Source organism: Rhizobium sp. GW821-FHT14E12 (assembly GCF_058803745.1).
On the sequence record NZ_JBXAPH010000008.1, the window covers coordinates 125507 to 145707 of the forward strand.

A 20201-nucleotide genomic window follows, 5' to 3' on the forward strand; every position below is an offset into this window, starting at 1 on the left:
ATGGACGGCTCCGACCTCTAAACTCTGCCCGCGCCTTACTTCGGCGCAAGCACCATCATCATCTGGCGGCCTTCGAGCTTGGGCTCGGCTTCGACCTTGGCGATCTCAACCGTGTCTTCCTTGACCTGCTGGAGAAGCTTCATGCCGAGTTCCTGGTGAGCCATTTCACGGCCACGGAACTTCAAGGTCACTTTCACTTTGTCGCCTTCTTCGAAGAAACGGCCGATTGCCTTCATCTTCACCTCATAGTCATGGGTGTCAATGTTCGGGCGCATCTTGATTTCTTTGACTTCGACAATCTTCTGCTTCTTGCGTGCCTCGGCCGCCTTCTTCTGGTTGGCATATTTCAGCTTGCCCAGATCGAGGATCTTGCACACAGGCGCTTCAGCATTGGGGGAAATCTCAACGAGATCGAGACCGGCCTCCTCTGCCATTCTCAACGCCTCGTCGGTCGGGACGACGCCCAAATTCTGGCCGTCAGCAGCAATAAGCTGAACTTTGGAAACGCGAATTTCCCTGTTGGAACGCGGCCCATCCTTCACGGGCGCATCAGTTTTAAAGGGTCTGCGAATGGTCGTATTCTCCACGAATTGTTACGGATAGCTGCAGCTTCTCGCTCCCGTCGGCGCAACTGACGGAAATGTCGTAAAAGCTGTGTTGAAGTCAATAGCATGGCGCCAGGAAAAAATCACCTCCCGCGCGTCATTACTACGTCGCGCAGTCTCAAGATGCGCAAAGGACACAGTAATAAGCTCAAATAGCACAGGTCACCTGCAAAAATCGAGAGATTTTTTGGGGTCACATGCGCGCGAATCTGCTTTAAAGAGCGGAAAAATCCGGGAGTTTCTTGATGTCCGAAGCACTAGTCAGCCTTGAGCCGACCTTCCTTTCCGTTGGCACCGGCGACGATCAGCGGCAGATCGCCATACAGCAGCGCGCAGCCCGGAAGGGCGTGAAAGGTGCCACCTTCGTCTGGCTCTCCGGCTATCGTTCCGACATGGGCGGCAGCAAGGCGATGGAACTCGATGCGCTCGCCGAACGGCTGGGGCTCGGCTGCATCCGCTTCGACTATTCGGGCCATGGCCGCTCCGGCGGCAAGTTCACCGACGGCACGATCTCGCGCTGGCTGGAAGAGGCGCTCGCCGTCATCGACCACGCCAAGCCAAAGCGCATCGTCCTCGTCGGCTCGTCGATGGGCGGCTGGATTGCGCTCCGGCTGATCCAGGAACTGCGCAAGCAGAAGAAGGCGCCTGTCATCCACGGCCTGGTGCTGATCGCCCCCGCCCCGGACTTCACCATCGACCTCATCGAGCCGAACCTTTCCGACACCGAGCGCAGATCGCTGGCCGAGCGCGGCTATTTCGAGGAGCCTTCGGAGTATAGTTCCGAGCCGAACATCTTCACCCGCGCCCTCATCGAGGACGGCCGCGCCAATCGCGTTCTGACCGGCATCGTCGAGACTGGCTGCCCGGTCCATATCCTGCAAGGTATGCAGGACGAGGACGTACCCTTCGCGCATTCGTTAAAACTGGTCGAGCACCTGCCGGCCGACGATGTGGTGTTAACACTTGTGCGCGATGGCGACCATCGGCTGTCCCGGCCGCAGGATCTCGAGCGCATGCTGGTCGCGGCAGAGACGCTGGCGCTGCATAATATTCCATAAAAACAGATAGATAGAGAAGATTTGAACCGGCGGGCAGTCCGCTCGCCGGGCCGGATTCGCGTGGCATATCGATAATCACAGGAAGCATTCAATTGTGGCAACTATCCCTTTGATTGTGCTGAAATTAACCATATGGCCGGGTTCCGCCGTTAACACTTAAGTAACGATTGACTTTACGCACCCCCCTACATTAACAATTTGTTAACAAATGCAGGGACGATACAAGGATAGTGGGCGTGCGTATTAAGGGCGTATTCGTTGCCTTTGCGGCTATAGTTGCCATGTCGTCGTCGGCCATGCCGGCCCCGCAGAAGACCGCGTCGATGGCTATCGGCAACGTCACCTCCCAGCCTATCGGTCACTATGAGTTTTGCGAGCGCCACACCGACGAATGCGGCCCGACCCGCAACACCGGCCCGGTCGACCTCAATGCCGACACCTGGGCGCTGGTCAATCAGGTGAACCTGCGCGTCAACAAGACCATAACACCTGCCACCGATATGGAAGTCTACGGCCAGGAAGAATATTGGGAATATCCGAAGACCGCCGGCGACTGCGAGGATTTCGCACTGCTGAAGCGCAAGCTCCTGATGCAGAAGGGCGTTTCCGCCGCCAACCTTTTGATGACCGTTGTTCGCAAGCCCGATGGCGAAGGCCATGCGGTGCTGACGCTGCGCACCAAGCAGGGCGACTACATTCTCGACAATCTCGATGACGACGTGAAAGTCTGGTACAAGACCCCCTATTCCTACCTGAAGCGCCAGGCCAGCTTCAATGCCGGCCGCTGGGTCACCATCGAGAACGGCACCGACGTTCTGGTCGGCTCGGTCAAGTAAGGCCCGCGAAAACCAAATCCATATAAAAAGGGCCGGCACATCTGCCGGCCTTTTGCTTTTTCCATCGCTCTCCCGATCAGGCTCAGGCATTCCCGATCAATATGCCCGCCGCCAGCACCAGCGAACCGCCGACCACCACCTGGAAAGCGGCGCGCAGGAACGGCGTCTCCATATATTTGTTCTGGATGAAGGCGATCACCCAGAGCTCGAAGAAGACGACGATGGCGGCGATGACGGTTGCCATCCAGAAATGCGGAATGAGATAGGGCAACGCGTGGCCGAGGCCGCCGAGCGCCGTCATGATGCCGCAGGCAAGGCCGCGCTTGATCGGCGAACCGCGACCGGAAATCTTGCCGTCGTCGTGGGCAGCTTCCGTGAAGCCCATGGAAATGCCGGCGCCGACGGAGGCTGACAAGCCGACGAGAAAGGTTTGCCATGTGTTTTGCGTCGCAAAGGCGGCCGCGAAGATCGGCGCCAGCGTCGAGACCGACCCATCCATCAGACCGGCAAGGCCCGGCTGCACATAGGTCAGCACGAACTGGCGGTGAGCGCTGGCATCTTCCTCCTGCTTGACCGATTGCGGCGTGTGCTTGTCGCCGAGCATGCGGGCAACCTCTTCGTGCCCCTGTTCGGCGAGCGCGAGATCGCCCAGAAGCTGGCGCGTCGACGCATCCGAGATCTGCTTGGCCGCCTCGACATAGAAATTATAGGCCTGCTGTTCCATCGCCTCCGCCTCCTGACGAATGGCCTCGAGCGACAGATTCTTGCGCAGCCAATCCGGCTTGCGATCGTAGAAGCCGCTGACATGCTCGCGCCGGATCAGCGGGATGCGCTCGCCGAAACGCCGGCGGTGCATGTCGATCAACGTCTTGCGATGGGTGTCCTCGACCTCGGCCATATCCTCGAACACCTTGGCGGAGTCGGGATACTGGTCACGAAGGATATCGGCATAGGCGAGAAAGATGCGTGCGTCGTCCTCTTCGGCGGCAATGGCCACGGCAAGAATTTCCTGTTCGGACAAAGAGGCAAAGGAACGCTTCGGCGAGCGGAAGAAACCGAGCAACATCAAAATCTCCATCTTTAGAATTATTCTAATTCTAAAGTGGCTAAATGCAGGGGTCAAGCGCAAAGGCATGATCCCGAAGCAGGAGATGCCGTTTAAGGCGAGATGGCAGCGAAACCGGCGCGGCGACTATGCCAGATTATTGCGACGGCGGCATGAGACACTTGGTTGCGTGGGGAAATGGCGTACATAGGAGCCGACACAAGCCCAGTACCGCAGAAAAAATTCGCGCAGTGGGGCCAGGAGCATGACATGGACAATGACCTACAAGGCCGCGCCGCCCATCTGGCCGGCATCCGCGAAAGGGCGGAGGCCGAGATGACGCGCATCGGCATCGACGCCGCCTTCATCGACCGGCTGGTCGATACGTTCTACGGCCGCATCCAAGCGCATCCCCGGCTCGGCCCGGTCTTCGACGGCCGTCTGGCCGGGCGCTGGCCGGACCATATGGACAAGATGAAACGCTTCTGGTCCTCCGTCGCCTTCAAGAACGGCGCCTATGGCGGCAAGCCGGTGCAGGCGCATCTCGGCGTCGAGGGGATCGCACCCGATCTGTTTCCGGAATGGCTTGTGTTGTTTTCCCAGACGCTGGACGATATCGCTCCGACGGACGAAGCCAAAGCCTGGTTCATGGCAACGGCCGAGCGCATTGCCAAGAGCCTGACCTTGTCGCTGTTCTACAATCCGGCGGTGGATGATCCGGCGAAGAAGCCGGTCTAAGCGTCAGGCTCTCGCTGCAAACACAGTCGCACCGATACTGGCGGCAACGACGAGCCCCGTACCGAACATCTGCGAGGGCGTCAGCGGCTGCGTCAGGATGACGAAGCCAGCGAAGGCGCCGATTGCCGGTTCCAGGCTCATGAGAATGCCGAAGGAGGATGTCGGCATGCGCCGCAGCGCCACCATTTCCAGCGCATAGGGCAGAAGCGGCACGAGCAGCGCAAGACCCGCCATTTCGAGGAGGCCGTGGCCGGTCAAATGCGGAACGGCGGAGGCAAAGCCGAAGGGTGTCGCGACGATGGCGGCGATGATCAGCGACATCGACAGACCCTCGAAGCCCTTGAAGGCGCTGCCGACCTTCTTTGTCAGCAGGATATAACAGGCCCAGCCGGCAGCAGCGCCAAAGGCAAACAGCACGCCCGGCAGGTTGCCAACCCATTCCTGACCGTCATAGGCCAGGAGAAGCACGCCGATGCCCGCTACCAACGGCCAAAGGAGCTGGCGGCTCAATCCAAAGCCGAGGGTCGCAACGGCCAAGGGGCCGAGAAAATCGATGGCGACGACAAGGCCGAGCGGAATGCGCTCGATCGCCGAAAAGAAGGAGATTGTCATCATTGCCGTCATGGTGCCTAGCGCCAGCGCGCCGATCCATTGCTCGCGATTATAACGCGTCACCTTTGGCCGGACGATAAGCGCAAGAGCGACGGCGGCAAAGGCGAGCCGGAGCCATGTCGCACCCGTTGGCCCATAGGTGGCGATGGCCGAGGACGACAGGGCCGAGCCGAACTGGATGCAGCACATCGACAGCAGACACATGACCACGCCGGCGGCGACACCACCCGAAGACGCCGGCACATCGGGATGCGGCATCAGTACCGCGCCACCATCCGTGCCGCTCTCGATTATCTTCTGATCCATAGCCGCTCCCGTTCTGTGCGGCTTGTAGACGGCAAGCGATGGAGGCGCAAATTCAAACTTTTCATCGGTTGGATCAGCCGCCCTGATAGGATCGTATCAGGCTTCCAGGCCCTTCAGCACATTGGCGACATTCAGCCCGATCTCCGGCACACCATAGCCGCCCTCCATGCAGGTGAGAACCGGCAGGCCGGCGCCGGCGACAAGCTTGCCGATGCGGATGAAATCATCGGAAGTCAGCTTGAAGAAGGAGATCGGATCGCGCTCGAAAGTGTCGACGCCGAGGGACAGCACGATCGCCTCCGCACCGAACGCCTTGATGCGGGCGAGCGCATCGGCAAGCGCTTCCGACCAGACAGCCCAGGGCGTGCCGCGCGGCATCGGATAATTGCGGTTGGCGCCCAGCCCTTCGCCTTCACCCTCCTCGTCGGCATGGCCGAGGAAATAGGGAAAGGCGTGGATGGGGTCGCCATGCAGCGAAGCGGCGAAGACATCACCGCGTTGATAGAAGATGTCCTGCGTGCCATTGCCATGATGGAAATCGACGTCGAGCACAGCCACCTTCTTCGCCCCATGATCGCGCAGACGCTGCGCGGCGACGGCGGCATTGTTGATGAAGCAATAGCCACCGAAGAGATCGATACCGGCATGATGACCGGGCGGGCGGCAGAGCGCGAAGGCGAAGCGATTGCCGGCATGCAGCCAATCGGCGCCCGTCAGGGCGCAGCGCATCGAAGCAATCGCCGCTTCATACGAACCCTTGCTGATCGAGGTGTCGGCGGCATTGGCATAGTGCCCGATCATGCCGACGATGTTTTCCGGCACGCGCTGGCTGGTACGGCGCACGGGGAAGGAATTGGCAATCGCCTCGCCCTTGTAGCCGGCCGCGACCCAGCGCTCCCAAACCGTGCTCAAAAAATCGAGATAGGCAGGATCATGCACCCTGCGCGCCGTCTCCAGCCCATGGGCGTCGGGCGCCACAACATCAGTAAAGCCCGCCTCCTTCACCGCTGCCAGAATCCATTCGGCGCGGAACGGCGCTTCGAAGGGCGTCACCAGATGACCGTCATGCAGCTCGGTCTTGGCGTCCCTCAGCTTGTGATCTTCTGAATAAATGACACGCATGATCGGCCCCCTCGCCTGCGAAACTCATTGGATAACGCTAAGGCTTACATGGATCGCAGTCAGGAAAAAAGAGCGGTCTGCGCCCTTGAACGCGACGGGAAACGACGGCACATTTCGTTCGCCTCACCATCAATTGGGAGATTTATGCGGCATGAAAGTCCTGATGATCGATGTCGATGGCGTACTGGTTCATGGACGGCCACAAGATGGCTTGCCCCTGTTCACATTTCTGGAGCGTGATCTCGGCCTGTCACCGGAGCTTCTTCAAGAGGAATTTTTCAAGCCGCACTGGAGCGAAATCATCATCGGGCGGGAACAGCTCATGCCCCGGCTGCAACAGGTCCTCTCCAGAATTGCGCCTGATGTCAGCGCCGAAGCGCTTGTCGCCTATTGGTTCGAGAATGATTCCCGCCTCGACCATGCCTTTCTCGACGCCTTGGCGCGTTACCGCGCTGATGGCGTCCGCGTCTTCCTGGCGACTAACCAGGAACATATGCGGGCGGAATATCTGATGGAAACGCTTGGCCTCGCTGCCCATGTCGACTGCATTTTCTATTCCGCCGTGCTCGGCCACCGCAAGCCCTCCGAAGAGTTTTACGCGCAGGCGACCAGAGCGGCGAACACATCCGCTAGCGATATCGTCTTCATCGACGACATGCTGGAGAATGTTGAAGGCGCGCGACGCTTTGGCTGGCAGGCGATCCACTGGACCGGCAAAGCCACGCTGCACGACGCGCTTGCTCCGTTTGCGGCGATGAAATAGTCGTCGCGCGCCATTTCATTAGCCGGCAATGATCCGCTTGTAGAATATGGTCGTGTCGCAGAGCCCGCCCTGCGGCCACAGGGCATAATCCGGGATGACGCCGGCGCGCTCCCAGCCGAGGCGGGGATAGATGGCTTCGGCGTCGCTGCCGGTCGCCGTGTCGAGCACCAGCAGGGTCTTGCCGCGCTTGGCCGCCTCGTGCTCAGCAGCCTCCATTAGCAGGCGGGCAAGCCCCTTTCCACGAGCGGAGCGATGCACCAGCAGTTTCTTCAGATCGCCGCGATGCGGCTGGTTCGGCATTTGCGCCGCCCCGATCTGCACAGTGCCGAGCACCTTGCCCTCGATGACGGCAACGAGGAGCAGCGTCGCGCCAGCTTCAACGCTGTCGGCCACCCCCCGCCAATAGGGTTCTGCATCGTCAAGCCCATAGGGCTGCATGAAGCCGACGGAGGCGCCGCCATTGACGCAATCGGCGAGCACCTCGCAGAGATCGGCGGAGGCGGCGCGGGCTTCGGCGGCGGAAAGAAGATGAATATCGGGCATGAAACTATCCTTGGATTATGCTCGAGGGCGGTCGAGGACGACGCAATAGCGCGCCGGCTTGTCGCCCGGATTGTAAAACACATGGCCGTCGCCAATGCCCATGAACAGGCAGTCGCCGGGCATCAGGCGATGCACGGCCTCGCCAACCGTCATCTCCATCTCGCCTTCGAACAGCCAGACATGCTGGCTCATGCCCCGGCTGGCGGCATTCGGCGGAAAGCTGACGCGCGCGCCGGCGGGAAAAGTGACCTCGATGAGATCGACGGGTGACTGTGTGCCCGCCGGCGAGACCGCGCGGCGGACATATCCCGTTTCCGGATCGCGCCAGATCGGCTGGTCGTTGCGCCGGGCCAAGGGCGACACGACCGTCTCCTCCTCGGCGAAGAAGGTCGAAAGCGACAGGCCAAGCGCAGCACAGAGCCGGGCGAGCAGCGAAGCGGTCGGGCTCGCCTCGGCTCGCTCGATGCGCGAGATCATCGCCCTGCTGACCGCCGACGCGCTTGCCAGCTCGTCCAGAGTCAGTCCGCGGACAATGCGCAGCTGCTTGATGCGCGCGCCAATCGCGATTTCCAGATCATCTTCCATTATCCGTATATCATCCACATCAAATTCTACTATAAGAGAAATACATGATCGAATGATGGAATCAAGCCGAATAATGCCGCTGATCACGACAGCAAGCTCAAATGCCCACGGCGACGCGGATATCCCTAACAAAACCCTGCTTTTCCGCTTTGCGGCGCGGGGCGGCGCTGCTATATGGCGCGCATGAGCACCAATTCCACCACTCCGCTTTCGCACATCCGCAACTTCTCCATCGTGGCCCATATCGACCACGGCAAATCGACGCTGGCCGATCGTCTGATCCAGACGACGGGCGGGCTTGCCGAGCGCGAGATGTCCGAGCAGGTGCTGGACAATATGGAGATCGAGCGCGAGCGCGGCATCACCATCAAGGCCCAGACCGTGCGCCTGCATTACAAGGCGAACAATGGCGAGACCTATATCCTCAACCTGATCGACACGCCCGGCCACGTCGACTTCGCCTATGAAGTCTCGCGCTCGCTGTCAGCCTGCGAAGGTTCGCTGCTGGTGGTCGACGCCTCACAGGGCGTGGAAGCGCAGACACTCGCCAACGTCTATCAGGCAATCGACAACAACCACGAGATCGTCACGGTTCTCAACAAGATCGACCTGCCGGCGGCCGAACCCGACCGCATCAAGGACCAGATCGAAGAGGTTATCGGCATCGACGCCTCCGAGGCCGTGCTGATTTCGGCCAAGACCGGCCTCGGCATCCCTGATGTTCTCGAAGCGATCGTCCACAAGCTGCCGGCGCCGAAGAGCCCCGGCGGCGAAAAGGCACCGTTGAAGGCGCTGCTCGTCGACAGCTGGTACGACACCTATCTCGGCGTCATGGTTCTCGTTCGCATCATCGACGGCGTCATGACCAAGGGTCAGACCATCCGCATGATGGGCACGGACGTGAAATACCAGGTCGAGCGCGTCGGCGTACTGACGCCGAAAATGCTCACCGTCGAAAGCCTCGGCCCTGGCGAGATCGGCTTCATCACCGCCTCTATCAAGGAAGTGGCCGACACCCGTGTCGGCGATACCATCACCGAAGACAAGCGCCCGACTGCCGCCGCCCTGCCGGGCTTCAAGCCGGCACAACCGGTCGTCTTCTGCGGCCTCTTCCCGGTTGACGCCGCCGATTTCGAGGATCTGCGCTCGGCCATGGGCAAGCTGCGCCTCAACGACGCCAGCTTCTCCTTCGAAATGGAATCCTCGGCCGCCCTCGGCTTCGGCTTCCGTTGCGGCTTCCTCGGCCTGCTGCATCTGGAAATCATCCAGGAACGTCTGGAACGCGAGTTTAATCTCGACCTGATCGCGACCGCCCCTTCGGTCGTCTATCAGCTGACCATGACCGACGGCACCGAGATCGAGCTGCATAACCCGGCCGACATGCCCGACGTCGTCAAGATCGCCGAATTCCGCGAACCATGGATCAAGGCGACGATCCTGACGCCGGACGAATATCTCGGCTCGATCCTGAAGCTCTGCCAGGACCGCCGCGGTGTCCAGACCGAGCTGACCTATGTCGGCAACCGCGCCATGATCACCTACGACTTGCCGCTCAACGAAGTCGTCTTCGATTTCTACGACCGGCTGAAGTCGATCTCCAAGGGCTACGCCTCCTTCGATTATAATCTCACCGACTATCGCGACAGCGATCTCGTCAAGATGTCGATCCTCGTCAATGCCGAGCCGGTTGATGCGCTGTCCATGCTGGTCCACCGCTCGGCGGCGGAAAAGCGCGGCCGCGTGATGTGCGAAAAGCTGAAGGACCTGATCCCGCAGCACATGTTCCAGATCCCGATCCAGGCCGCCATTGGTGGGCGCATCATCGCCCGCGAGACGGTGAAAGCACTGCGCAAGGACGTGACCGCCAAGTGCTACGGCGGCGACGCCTCACGCAAGCGCAAGCTGCTCGACAAGCAGAAGGAAGGCAAGAAGCGCATGCGGCAGTTCGGCAAGGTCGAAATCCCGCAGGAAGCGTTTATTGCAGCGCTGAAGATGGGGGATGAGTGAGGGACCCGAAGATCGATACCTCATGCCCCAAGAATGACGAGACTGCTCGCGTCAGCAAGACTGAACGCGAGCGTCTTTGGCTAACTGAGAATGCAGACGCGATTGCTGCGGCAAACGCCTACGTCGAAAAACACGGCCTACCTTTGGCGAAATATCGGCAGTTCTGACGTCGCGGTTTTGCAGCGAATGTTTCAGGCCTGCCCCATATACTCCTTCGTCAGCACCTCGAAATCCTCCATGGCCGGCAGCGCCGTATAGCTATGCTTAGCCGGAGTCGCAGCCCAGGGCAGCTTTTCGCTTGTCCAGGTCTCGACGAAAGGCGTGAACCAGCTGGCGTCATCGAGCATGGTCGGGCGCAGATTGACGAACCAGTCGAGCCCCTCCAAGCGGGTGAACATCCAGCTCATGCAGCTTGGGCAGAAATAATGCTTCAGCTTTTCGTCGCGCATGCCGCCAATGACGGGCTCGCCTTGCGTGACTTCGAAACCGTCGCTCGGAATGGCGATGCTCAGCGAATAGGCGCTGGACGACATGCGCTGGCAGCCGGTGCAATGGCAGGCCATGGCAAGCAGCGGCTTAGCGCTGACCTTCAGCCGCACCTGCCCACAACGGCAGCCGCCTTCCCAGGGTAGATCTGGCTCGCTCATGAGTTTGCCTCCTCCGGTATTTGATTCCAATTTCGCTAAGATCTAGCGCCGGGCACCTGGGCAAGGACTTCGCCAAGATCGCGCGTGCTGACACCACTTTCCAGCCCCTCGTCGATCAGCTTTTGCAGACGCGCGATGCCTTCGACGTCCAATGGCTGCCGATCATCAGAAAGCACGGCCTCCTCGCGCCGTTCCACCGCCGCACCAATCGTCTTCACCCACGCCCGTGCGATCGCCAGCCCAGCCGTCTCGGCGGCGGGCGCATGCTGCGCAGCGATCTCGGGAAAGCGCTCCAGCCAGCCTGGCTCGATGCGCTCGATCGTCTCCTTGAAATCCCTCCGCCAGCTGTCGACCACATCGGCATTGGCCTCGAAATGGAACTGCGTGCCGTAGGTTGCGCGGCCGATGCGGTAGGCTTGGTTGACGGCAGTGCTGTTGGTGGCAAGCCGCACTGCCTCTGCGGGCAGCGTGAACGTATCGGAATGCCATTCGAAGATGGTGAATTCGTCGCCGACACCCGATAGCAGTGGATCGGCCTTGCCCTCCTCGGTGACGCCCACTGTCTTCCAGCCGAATTCGCGGGCGGCACCGATAAGGTTTTCGGCCTCATAGGCGCGCGCCAGGATCTGGCTACCAAGGCAGATGCCGAGCACGGCCTTGTCGGCCTCCTCAAACCGGCGCATCAGCTGCGCCAGCTCCGGCAGATAGGGGTGCGTTTCGTCGTCACGGGCATTCTGCTCGCCGCCGAGCACGACGAGCGCATCATGCGCCGTCACATCCTTCGGAAGAGGCTCACCGTCCCAGGCTCGAAACCATTCGAGCTCCGCCCCTGCCTCCTTCAGCGCCATGCCAAGGGCGCCAATCGGCGTGTTCTTCATATTCTCGATGATTGCGACCCGCATTCCCGTGATTCCCGAAAATTGCCCCTGGCGAAGATGACCATGAGCGGATCGATGGCGCAAGAGCGGGACGCTTGCGGCCGGCCAAAGCTGCGCCTAAATGTCAGGAGACAACAAGGAAACCGATGATGAGCGACAAGCCGCGGATCACCATTCTCTATTGCACCCAATGCAACTGGCTGCTGCGGTCCGGCTGGATGGCGCAGGAGCTGTTGCAGACCTTCAACGACAGCCTCGGCGAAGTGGCGCTGCTGCCAGGCACCGGCGGCGTCTTTGAAATCCGTATCAATGGCGAGTTGCTGTGGGAACGTAAGCGCGATGGCGGCTTTCCGGGACCGAAGGAGCTGAAGCAGCGGGTGCGCGACGTCATCGATCCCGATCGCGATCTCGGTCATACGGACCGTGCATCGCTGGAGAGTTGACAGACATTTGGGAGGAGGCGCAGCCCGGATAGGCGCGCCTCCGTCTAATTATTTGTCTTTCTTGCCGAAGCCCATGGGGGTTCCAGCCTGTTTGACGGCAAAGCCCGGCTGCGGCTTTGGAGCTTCGGCAGTTTTGTCCTTCTTGGGTTTTCGCGTTTCGCGATTTCCTCTTACTTGACCCTTTGCCATTGCAGGCTCCTTGTTTGGATCGCGACCACATGGAAGCGATGACATCTTACGGACCGCCTAAGTCGCGCCAAAAGCAAGCGATTTATTTTCGCTTTCATCTCAAGGCGTCGTCAAAAGACGCGAACCGGCGTTGAAAACGCCGGCCAACCCCGCACTCATTGATAGGGCGATCGGCAGGCCTGAAAACCGTTGTGCAGCGTGGTGTAGAGGTTCGTCCCCGGATTATAGCTTCGATAGCGGCCGGCGCACCACATCCGATGGCGGGTGCTATTATCGACCGGCGCACGATAATTGGCTTTCGGTGGGACATAGTTGTTGCGCGGAGGGATGACGATCCCGGGGGTGTCATAACGACTCCTGCCGCCAAGGGCCGGTGGTGGATTGGGGATTGGCTGGCCGGGCCGTCGATACCATTGCTGCCGCCCGAAACCGAAACAGCCGCGATAGTCGCAGAGAACGGATCCGTTGGCGCGGGGCGGGACAACGATCGTCGGGTTTTTCGAGGCCGCATAGCCGACATCCGGAGGCGACAACAAGGCGAGGCCGAGCGCACAGCCATAGGCGATTCTCGCGAAAACAGTCATGACCGGCTCCCGTACTGTCGACCTCGGCGACGCGACGTCGCCTCTTCAACGGCTCGTCCTTGTATTTGGGTTCTCGCCCCAGACAAAACCAGTGCCGCGATGGCAGGCATTTGGCCATCATCGATCAGTTGATCCTTTTCCCGGCTTGTTTCATAAGAAGCGCAAACACTACGAGGAGATTGCGCGTGAGCAGCTTGAAATTTGGCACCAGCGGCCTTCGCGGCCTGTCAGTGGATCTCGTGGGACGGGCGTCGGCCCTCTATGCCACGGCTTTTGCCCGCCATCTGCTGAAAAGCGGCCAGGCACAGCCCGGCGATCTCATCCTCGTCGGCCGCGATTTCCGCGATTCCAGCCCGGCGATCTCCGCCACCTGCATCGGCGCGCTGAAGCGTTCCGGCTTCACGCCGGTCGATTGCGGCACGCTGCCGACGCCGGCGCTGGCGCTTTACGGGCTGGAGCTCAAGGCTGCATCGCTGATGATCACCGGCTCGCATATTCCGGCCGACCGCAACGGCATCAAATTCTATCGCCCGGACGGCGAAATCGACAAGCAGGACGAGTTGGCGATCAGCGCGGAAGCCGCGGCGATCGGCGATGCGAAGCTGGACGAGACACCCGGCACCGGCGAAGATCGAGCAGCGCAGACCGAAGCACTGTACTTCGAACGCAATATCGCGCTGCTGCCCACCGACAGCCTCAAGGGCCTGACGATCGGCGTCTATCAGCACAGCACGGTGGCACGCGACCTGCTGGGCCTGGTGCTTGCGCATTATGGCGCGCGCGTCGTGCCGCTCGGCCGCTCCGAAAGCTTCATTCCGGTCGATACCGAGGCGGTCTCCGCCGAAACCATCCGCCTGCTGAAGGGCTGGGCGCCGGAGCATGGGTTGGATGCGATCGTCTCGGCCGATGGCGATGGCGACCGGCCGCTTCTGGCGGATGAGACCGGTGAGCCCTTGCGCGGCGACCTGCTTGGCCTCATCGCCGCAAACTTCCTCGGCGCGGAGGTGGTGGTGACGCCGGTCACCTCCAATTCGGGCATCGAGGCCGCGGGCTCCTATTCGGTCACCCGCACCCGCGTCGGCTCGCCCTATGTCATCGCCGGCATGGACGAGGCGCTGGCGGCCGGCAAGACCAATGTCATGGGCTTCGAGGCGAATGGCGGCACGCTGACGGCCAGCCGCTTCATTATCGAAGGCGAGCCGGTGCAGCCCCTGCCGACGCGCGACGGCTTCCTTCCGATCCTTGCGACGCTCTACGCCGCCGCGCTCGCCAGACAGCCGCTCTCGGCCGTTGCCGGCGGCTACCGCCTGCCCTTCGCCGCCGCCGACCGGCTGGAGAACTTTCCGGTCGAAACCAGCGCGGCGCTGATGGCCTATCTGCGCGCCTCGGATGCGAATCTCGCAAGCTTCCTGGCGCCGGTCTCTGCTGTTGCGTCGAAGAGCGATATCGACGGACTGCGGGTGACGCTCTCCGATGGCCGTATCATCCATTTCCGTCCCTCCGGAAATGCCCCGGAAATGCGCTGCTATGTCGAAGCGGCGGGAGAAAACGAAGCAAAGGCCCTGCTGGAACAGGGACTTGACCTCATCCGCGCCTGGGCGAAAGCCCGGGCATAGATCGGGCTTCAACCGCTTTTTTCCAGATTGACACGAAAACTTCAAAAACCCTGTTGACACCGGAGAGCCACCCCCTTACATGCGTGTCCGTCGCCCAGATGGCGGAATTGGTAGACGCGCCAGCTTCAGGTGCTGGTACCCGAAAGGGTGTGGAGGTTCGAGTCCTCTTCTGGGCACCATTCCATTTTTCCAACGTTGATTTCGTTGGTTCTTTCATCGATTTTTGTCAGATAAGTTCCCCTTCGGGGGCCGGACGGATGTCGATGATAATTTCCCGAACAGCATCGATATAACTGTCCCCGTCAGCCATTTGGTTTGCGGGCGGGGAATTGCCCAGGCAGCCCCGGGCCATTCATCGATGCGAGGACGTCCATCGGCCTCCGCATCCTCCGTCAGCCATTCCATATCTGGCACATCATTCGTATGGCCGTTGACGTCGGTGGCGTCCCCATGCCGCGAATTGCCCATCGGTGACGCTATTCATATAGACATGCCAAGGTCGCAAAAACATAGTTGCGCGTGACATCTATACGCCTCTTCCTCGCGCTGGCCGCATCGATCTGGGAAATCGGCCTCACAGGGCAGGAAAGTTTATTTAAAATAAAAGCTTAGGACGGATTAGATGGAGACATGGCTCCTGCTTTCGAACTGCCAAACGTTTGGACTGGCGAATTCCCTGAATTTGCTCAATCCAAAGTTCCATATCGAGGCGGTAGATGTCTATGCGTTCCAGCATGGTATCGAAAAATACAGGGCAACCTTGCCCGAATATTTCAGGGTGATCATCCATCCGTATTTCCAGACCATGGATTTCGATTTTACAGCCGCGCGCAATCTCGACATCATTCCCTCGATAGAGTTCGACGCTTATCATCCTGATGTCTGCTATGCGTTTTCGGAAAGCGGCGGCCCGCTCGACGGGCCGATGAGTGCGTATCACTCGATGATCGTATTGGCCGCTTATGAGGCCGGCTTGTCCGCAGAAGCGACCCGCAAACTGTTTCGGCGGGATGTGTTTGAACGATGCGGCTTCCTGACGCGCTGGGAAGAAGAGCGCACGGATCTTATCAACAATTTCGCGCAGCATGGGCTGGATATTTCATCCGCCTTCCGGAACTGGTCTCGCGGCGATTCCTTCATGTATTCGGTGAACCATCCGAAGATTCATTGCGTCTATGATATTGCGCGCGCCTTCATGAAGCGCCTCGGCGTTCAGACTTTCGAAGGCGGCATCGTGCCGATGGATAATCTTCTCAAGGGGCCGTGCTATCCGGTCTATCCGGAAATTGCCGAGACATTCGGGGCACGAGGGTCCTACCTCTTCAAGATGCACAACGAATACCGTCTCATCTCGCTGGAGACATTCATCGATCTTAGCTTCGCCAGCTATTCGCGCTTCCCCGCCGGCACGCTCCATATCGAGAAATCGGTTCGCGGCCGATATGCGCAGGTGAAGGCCGTAATCGCCGAGGCAGTCGGATAACTGCACCCGTTTGCCCGTTGTTTCCCTGGGATCACCTCATCGGCAATCCCAGGGATAAAATCCGACATCGGACTGAACCTCAGCCCTTGCGGTTATGCCCCTTGCCCGTGGCCGGCGCGCAAAGCAGCACCTTGCAGCTCGGGTCGTCCGACGTCGGCACGGATACCTTCGTCGGAATGCCGCGGTTCACGCAAGCCGCCGAGTTCGACACATAGCGATCATAGACCGTCAGGTTGCTGACGGTGCTGGAGGGATGCTGCAACACGGCCTCGCCTTCCTGAGCGACCTTGTCGTGTACGGTCGCGCAGCTCATGGACGGAGTGTCATAGCGCGATATCGCCATCGCGCTCGAGGCGCATAGCCCGAATACCGCGACCAACATAATCTTCTTCATGGGGATTCCTCTTCTCAGTCATAGACTTCGCCATCAGAAGCACCCTATTATTATGCATCCCATATCATTTTTGTGACAGTACCGCGCGCTGCCCACAATGTCGCAGGCAGCGCCGTGCTTTCGAAAGCCGTCCTTACAGGCTCGGGCTGAGCGGCACGATGGCGGCGAATCGTTGCCAGTCCTTGCCCGCCCTGGGCGTCCAGGCGGCTTCGGCGATGGCCGGGAGGCGCGGGAAGACGAGACGGTTGAAATAGGCGCACGACAGGAAGTTTTCCTGCCAGATGCAGGCCTGCACGCCCTTCAACCGATCCTTCAGCTCATCCGGAAAATCGCCCTCGGCCTCATAAGCATAGGTATGCGCCGGCGGCACGGTGCCGGCCCAGCTCGCGCCCGGTTCCTGCCATGCTTCCGCCTGCACCATGTCGAGATAATAGGCCTGGCCGGGCGTCATCACCACATCATAGCCCTCGCGCGCCAGCTCGATACCGACCTCCGGCTTCTCCCAGGCCATCAGCAGCGTGCCTTCCGTGCCGACGCCGCCGCCATGGGCGACTTCGTTCCAGCCGGAGAGCTTGCGGCCGCGCTCGGTCAGCATCGCCTTCACGCGCTTCAGGAAATAGGATTGCAGCGCGAAGGTGCCAGAAATGCCTTCCTGCTCCATCAGTTTGCGCGCCATCGGCGAAGCGAGCCAGGAACCGTTGGCCACCTCGTCGCCACCGATATGGAGATATTCGGAGGGGAACAGCTCGACCATTTCGTCGAAGACCTTGCCGAGGAATTCATAGGTGAGCTCGATGGCCGGGTTGAGCGCATTGTTGGGGAAGCCCTGAACGGAATGATAGCTGTCCGGTGCCTCCTGCCCGTCGGTCAGATCCGGCAGGGCAACAAGCGCGGCGGTGCTGTGGCCGGGAATGTCGATTTCCGGCACGACCTCGATGCCGAGCGCCAGCGCATGCGCGACGATCTCCCTGATATCATCCTGCGAATAAAAGCCACCGACCGGTTCGGCGCCGTTGCCGAGCTGCGGCAGCAGAGGCTCGTCCGGGCCGCGCAGCACGCCGGTCGAGGTCAGTCCTGGATAGGCCTTGATCTCCAGCCGCCAGGCCTCGTCATCGGTCAGGTGCCAATGGAAGATGTTGAGCTTCAGCCAGGCGAGGATATCGATCAGCCGCTTCACATCATCCTTGGGCGTGAATTGCCGGGAGACGTCGAGATGGCAGCCGCGCCAGCCGTAGCGGGGCTGGTCGGAGATCGTGCCGGCGATCGGAAAACGGAACTTGCCCGGTTCGCGCCGTGCACCGTCCAGAAGCTGCGCCAGCGTCGTCAGGCCATAGAGGCGGCCGGCCTCAGTGGAATAGGCAAGGACGATCTCGCTGGATGAGAAAGAGAGCTCATAGGCTTCCTTGGCAAGGGCGGCCCGTTCGACGAAGCGCAGGGGCCTGCCCTGTGGCACGGAGATGAGGCTGAACGGGGTGTGATTGACGGGAAACAGACGCTGGAAGAGCGCCTGCGCCGCCGCGACGGCCTTCAGGCTACCGCCGTCCGTTCCGTTGGCGGGGTAGAGCGCGACCGGAAAGTCCTCGCCCGGCTTGACGTCGATCGCGGCCGGCCAGGGCTGGATGGCGAAGGGCAGGTCGAGCTTGCCTTCCGGCAGCAGCACCGGCGGCGGCTCGCTGACGCGGCCTTCCAGCAGGAGATCAGAGATGGAGACGTCGACATGGCTGCCGTCGGAAAGCGTCAGATAGGCGGATTTGGCGCCATCGGTGCAGTGCTTCGCGACGCGATGCAAACCGCTGACGCTGAAGGTCCAGCTGTCGCCAGGCGCAACGGACAGGCCGGCGGGCGGGGCGAATTCATGGAAATTGGCGTTGCGTCGCAGGAAGACGGCATTCTCGCACGCCTTAGTATCGATGACGCGCGTCAGCGACGTATAGACGATGCTAAACCCCGCGAGCGGCGCATCCGATAGATTGATCAGCGTGAAGGTCAAACGGCCATTCGGCCCGCCTTCGGGAGACCAGGTGTGTTCGAGATGATAGGAAGCCGGCTGCATGTCTGTTCCCTTTATAACAACGAGCGTTCAATAATGGTCGGACTGTGAGAATGTATGGGCAAGCTCCGCCTGCCCCGCCGTCAGGCCGCAATCGACCGGCAGGCAGATGCCGGTGATGGAAGCGGCCAGCGGGCTTGCGAGGAAACCCACGGCATTGGCGACGTCGACGGGATCGACGACACGCTGCAGCGGATACCAGCGGCGCGCCTCCTCAAAGACATTGGGATTGGCGGCTGCGCGCGCCTCCCAGGCCTGCGTGCGTACCGTTCCTGGTGCTACGGCATTGGCGCGAATGCCGAATTTGCCGTATTCGACCGCGACCAGCCGGGTGAAATGCAGAAGCCCGGCCTTGGCAGCGCTGTAGGCCGGGTGGCCAAAGACGGCCATGCCGTTGACCGAGGCGATGTTGATCAACGATCCCTTCGACGCCTTCAGCATGTCCTCGACGGCGCGAAAGCAGAGGAAAGCCGCTTCGAGATTAAGCGCATTGTCGGCACGCCAGATCTCCGGCGTCGTATCGTGCAGGCTGACAGCGCGCGCGGCACCCGCATTGTTGACCAGCGTCCTGACCACGCCCAGCCCGGCCACAAGCTTTGCCATGCCGGCGGTATCGGCCTCGCTGGTGACATCGACCTTCAGGGCAGCGAAGCGCTCCGCCGGCCCAAGATCGCGCGCGGCCGCTTCAGCGGCGGCGGGGTCGATATCGACAAGCAGGACGATATCGTGGTCATCCGCCAGACGCCGGGCGATGGCGCGGCCGATATCGCCGGCGGCTCCGGTGACGATGGCGACGGATTTGCTCATATGGCTATTCCCCTTTGATATGCTCTAGTCGCCGAGGAGCTGGCGGTCGTCGCCGTCCCGATGGGCAACGAGCTGCTGCTTGATGCGGCGCAAGGTCACCGTCGCCTGCGGCTGGATGCGGTAGGCGACCAGGCTTGCGAGAATGTCCACGACCGCGAGATAGGCGATGCGCGTCGATGTCGGCCGATAGATATTGTCGCCTTCCGGCAGATCGACGGGCACGGTGATGTCGGCTGCAAGCGCCACCGGACTGTGGTTCTGCGTCAGCGCGATCGTCGGCACCTTCGCCTCGCGCGCCAGCGTAAAGGCACGCACCAGCTCCGCATTGCGGCCGGAGAAGGACGAGCCGATCAGCACGTCCGCGGGCTTGGCGGCGGCTGCCATCATCAGCTGCATGCTATGATCGGAGCTGGCGGTGACGCGAAGGCCGAGGCGGAAGAGCCGGTTCTGCAACTCGCTGGCGATCATCGAGGAATTGCCACCGGAGCCGAAGGCATAGATCATCTCGGCACCCGCCAACCGGTTCGCCGCCTGCTCGATGGCCGGGATATCCAGCCCGCGATGCAGCAGAAACAGGGCATTCTGCGCCTTGGTGATAATGTCCTGAGCAACATCCGCCGGCGCGATGCTCTTCGGCTCGGGCCGGATATAGCGCATGCCGACATAGGCGGTGCGGGCGAGCTGAACCTTGAAATCGGAAAAGCTGTCGCAGCCAAGCCGGCGGCAGAAGCGGGTGACGGTCGGCGGCGAGACATCCGCCTTGCCGGCGAGCTCGATGATGGAGGCGTTGACCGCGAATTCGAAGTCGTTGAGGACGATATCGGCGATGCGGTTTTCGGATTGCGAAAGCCGTGCCCTCTCCTCCTGCATGGTCGTGAAAATATCCATCG

General features: G+C 60.9%; 21 protein-coding genes, 1 tRNA gene and 2 pseudogenes. 10 read left to right on the forward strand and 14 right to left on the reverse strand.

Translation table 11 applies throughout. The annotated features are described in order from the left end of the window. Nucleotides 1–35 precede the first annotated feature (35 nt). Nucleotides 36–572, reverse strand: coding sequence for a translation initiation factor IF-3 (gene infC / locus AC1RO0_RS24665; protein ID WP_174005636.1), 537 nt, complete (start codon nt 570–572; stop codon nt 36–38). 278 nt (nt 573–850) lie between these two features. Here infC and AC1RO0_RS24670 point away from each other — a divergent pair, with 278 nt between their 5' ends. Continuing rightward, a complete protein-coding gene (locus tag AC1RO0_RS24670) occupies nt 851–1663 on the forward strand; it encodes an alpha/beta hydrolase (RefSeq protein ID WP_498595224.1) in 813 nt (270 codons plus the stop codon). A 236-nt stretch (nt 1664–1899) separates the two neighbouring features. Next, nucleotides 1900–2499, forward strand: a complete 600-nt coding sequence (locus AC1RO0_RS24675; protein WP_498595225.1) for a transglutaminase-like cysteine peptidase — start codon at nt 1900–1902, stop codon at nt 2497–2499. An 82-nt stretch (nt 2500–2581) separates the two neighbouring features. Here the strand turns inward: AC1RO0_RS24675 and mbfA are convergent, their stop codons facing one another. Beyond that, nucleotides 2582–3565, reverse strand: a complete 984-nt coding sequence (gene mbfA, locus AC1RO0_RS24680; protein ID WP_498595226.1) for an iron exporter MbfA — start codon at nt 3563–3565, stop codon at nt 2582–2584. Between the two features lie 249 nt (nt 3566–3814). Between mbfA and AC1RO0_RS24685 the strand changes: the two genes are divergently transcribed. After that, nucleotides 3815–4282: a group III truncated hemoglobin gene (locus tag AC1RO0_RS24685; protein ID WP_498595227.1), complete on the forward strand. Its 468-nt coding sequence runs from the start codon at nt 3815–3817 to the stop codon at nt 4280–4282. A gap of 3 nt (nt 4283–4285) precedes the next feature. Here the strand turns inward: AC1RO0_RS24685 and AC1RO0_RS24690 are convergent, their stop codons facing one another. Beyond that, nucleotides 4286–5200: an EamA family transporter gene (locus AC1RO0_RS24690; RefSeq protein WP_498595228.1), complete on the reverse strand. Its 915-nt coding sequence runs from the start codon at nt 5198–5200 to the stop codon at nt 4286–4288. Nucleotides 5201–5296: 96 nt separating this feature from the next. After that, nucleotides 5297–6322: a histone deacetylase family protein gene (locus AC1RO0_RS24695; protein WP_498595229.1), complete on the reverse strand. Its 1026-nt coding sequence runs from the start codon at nt 6320–6322 to the stop codon at nt 5297–5299. A 151-nt stretch (nt 6323–6473) separates the two neighbouring features. On the opposite strand from AC1RO0_RS24695, the gene AC1RO0_RS24700 reads away from it, so the two are divergent. Next, nucleotides 6474–7085 carry an HAD family hydrolase gene (locus AC1RO0_RS24700; RefSeq protein WP_498595230.1) on the forward strand — a complete coding sequence of 204 codons (612 nt, stop codon included), beginning with the start codon at nt 6474–6476 and terminating at the stop codon, nt 7083–7085. Nucleotides 7086–7103: 18 nt separating this feature from the next. Here the strand turns inward: AC1RO0_RS24700 and AC1RO0_RS24705 are convergent, their stop codons facing one another. Next, nucleotides 7104–7628 carry a GNAT family N-acetyltransferase gene (locus tag AC1RO0_RS24705; RefSeq protein WP_498595231.1) on the reverse strand — a complete coding sequence of 175 codons (525 nt, stop codon included), beginning with the start codon at nt 7626–7628 and terminating at the stop codon, nt 7104–7106. A gap of 15 nt (nt 7629–7643) precedes the next feature. After that, nucleotides 7644–8213: a helix-turn-helix domain-containing protein gene (locus AC1RO0_RS24710; RefSeq protein ID WP_498595232.1), complete on the reverse strand. Its 570-nt coding sequence runs from the start codon at nt 8211–8213 to the stop codon at nt 7644–7646. Between the two features lie 174 nt (nt 8214–8387). Between AC1RO0_RS24710 and lepA the strand changes: the two genes are divergently transcribed. Continuing rightward, entirely contained in the window at nt 8388–10220 is a 1833-nt protein-coding gene (gene lepA / locus AC1RO0_RS24715; RefSeq protein ID WP_174049965.1) for a translation elongation factor 4, read from the forward strand. Next, a pseudogene (locus AC1RO0_RS24720) lies at nt 10220–10387 on the forward strand (type II toxin-antitoxin system CcdA family antitoxin); the annotation flags it as partial. The gene lepA and the pseudogene AC1RO0_RS24720, both read left to right, overlap by 1 nt. Nucleotides 10388–10411: 24 nt before the next feature. Here the strand turns inward: AC1RO0_RS24720 and AC1RO0_RS24725 are convergent. Both AC1RO0_RS24725 and AC1RO0_RS24730 read right to left on the reverse strand, forming a co-directional pair. Further along, nucleotides 10412–10867 carry a GFA family protein gene (locus AC1RO0_RS24725; protein WP_498595233.1) on the reverse strand — a complete coding sequence of 152 codons (456 nt, stop codon included), beginning with the start codon at nt 10865–10867 and terminating at the stop codon, nt 10412–10414. Between the two features lie 167 nt (nt 10868–11034). Further along, nucleotides 11035–11769: pseudogene (locus AC1RO0_RS24730) on the reverse strand (type 1 glutamine amidotransferase); the annotation flags it as partial. A gap of 125 nt (nt 11770–11894) precedes the next feature. Between AC1RO0_RS24730 and AC1RO0_RS24735 the strand changes: the two are divergent. After that, a complete protein-coding gene (locus tag AC1RO0_RS24735; protein ID WP_498595234.1) occupies nt 11895–12188 on the forward strand; it encodes an Rdx family protein in 294 nt (97 codons plus the stop codon). A 48-nt stretch (nt 12189–12236) separates the two neighbouring features. Here the strand turns inward: AC1RO0_RS24735 and AC1RO0_RS24740 are convergent, their stop codons facing one another. Together AC1RO0_RS24740 and AC1RO0_RS24745 are read right to left on the reverse strand one after the other, a co-directional pair. Next, nucleotides 12237–12377: a hypothetical protein gene (locus AC1RO0_RS24740; RefSeq protein ID WP_007692629.1), complete on the reverse strand. Its 141-nt coding sequence runs from the start codon at nt 12375–12377 to the stop codon at nt 12237–12239. A 155-nt stretch (nt 12378–12532) separates the two neighbouring features. Beyond that, nucleotides 12533–12961: a BA14K family protein gene (locus AC1RO0_RS24745; protein ID WP_498595235.1), complete on the reverse strand. Its 429-nt coding sequence runs from the start codon at nt 12959–12961 to the stop codon at nt 12533–12535. Nucleotides 12962–13155: 194 nt separating this feature from the next. On the opposite strand from AC1RO0_RS24745, the gene AC1RO0_RS24750 reads away from it, so the two are divergent. The 3 genes from AC1RO0_RS24750 (at nt 13156) to AC1RO0_RS24760 (ending at nt 16060) form a co-directional block, all read left to right on the forward strand. Then, complete coding sequence (locus AC1RO0_RS24750) at nt 13156–14577, forward strand: phosphomannomutase (RefSeq protein ID WP_498595367.1); 1422 nt, start codon at nt 13156–13158, stop codon at nt 14575–14577. Nucleotides 14578–14669: 92 nt separating this feature from the next. Next, nucleotides 14670–14756: transfer RNA gene (locus AC1RO0_RS24755), tRNA-Leu, on the forward strand. A gap of 443 nt (nt 14757–15199) precedes the next feature. Continuing rightward, on the forward strand, nt 15200–16060 hold the full coding sequence (locus tag AC1RO0_RS24760; RefSeq protein ID WP_498595236.1) for a WcbI family polysaccharide biosynthesis putative acetyltransferase: 861 nt from the start codon (nt 15200–15202) through the stop codon (nt 16058–16060). Between the two features lie 79 nt (nt 16061–16139). On the opposite strand, the gene AC1RO0_RS24765 is transcribed toward AC1RO0_RS24760, so the two are convergent. The 4 genes from AC1RO0_RS24765 to AC1RO0_RS24780 all read right to left on the reverse strand — a co-directional run bounded on the left by AC1RO0_RS24765 (nt 16140) and on the right by AC1RO0_RS24780 (nt 20199). Further along, nucleotides 16140–16454, reverse strand: coding sequence for a hypothetical protein (locus AC1RO0_RS24765; protein ID WP_498595237.1), 315 nt, complete (start codon nt 16452–16454; stop codon nt 16140–16142). A gap of 133 nt (nt 16455–16587) precedes the next feature. Further along, nucleotides 16588–18507 carry a beta-N-acetylhexosaminidase gene (locus tag AC1RO0_RS24770; protein ID WP_498595238.1) on the reverse strand — a complete coding sequence of 640 codons (1920 nt, stop codon included), beginning with the start codon at nt 18505–18507 and terminating at the stop codon, nt 16588–16590. 27 nt (nt 18508–18534) lie between these two features. Beyond that, a complete protein-coding gene (locus AC1RO0_RS24775; RefSeq protein ID WP_498595239.1) occupies nt 18535–19311 on the reverse strand; it encodes an SDR family oxidoreductase in 777 nt (258 codons plus the stop codon). Between the two features lie 24 nt (nt 19312–19335). Next, entirely contained in the window at nt 19336–20199 is an 864-nt protein-coding gene (locus AC1RO0_RS24780; RefSeq protein WP_498595240.1) for a MurR/RpiR family transcriptional regulator, read from the reverse strand. Nucleotides 20200–20201: the final 2 nt, after the last annotated feature.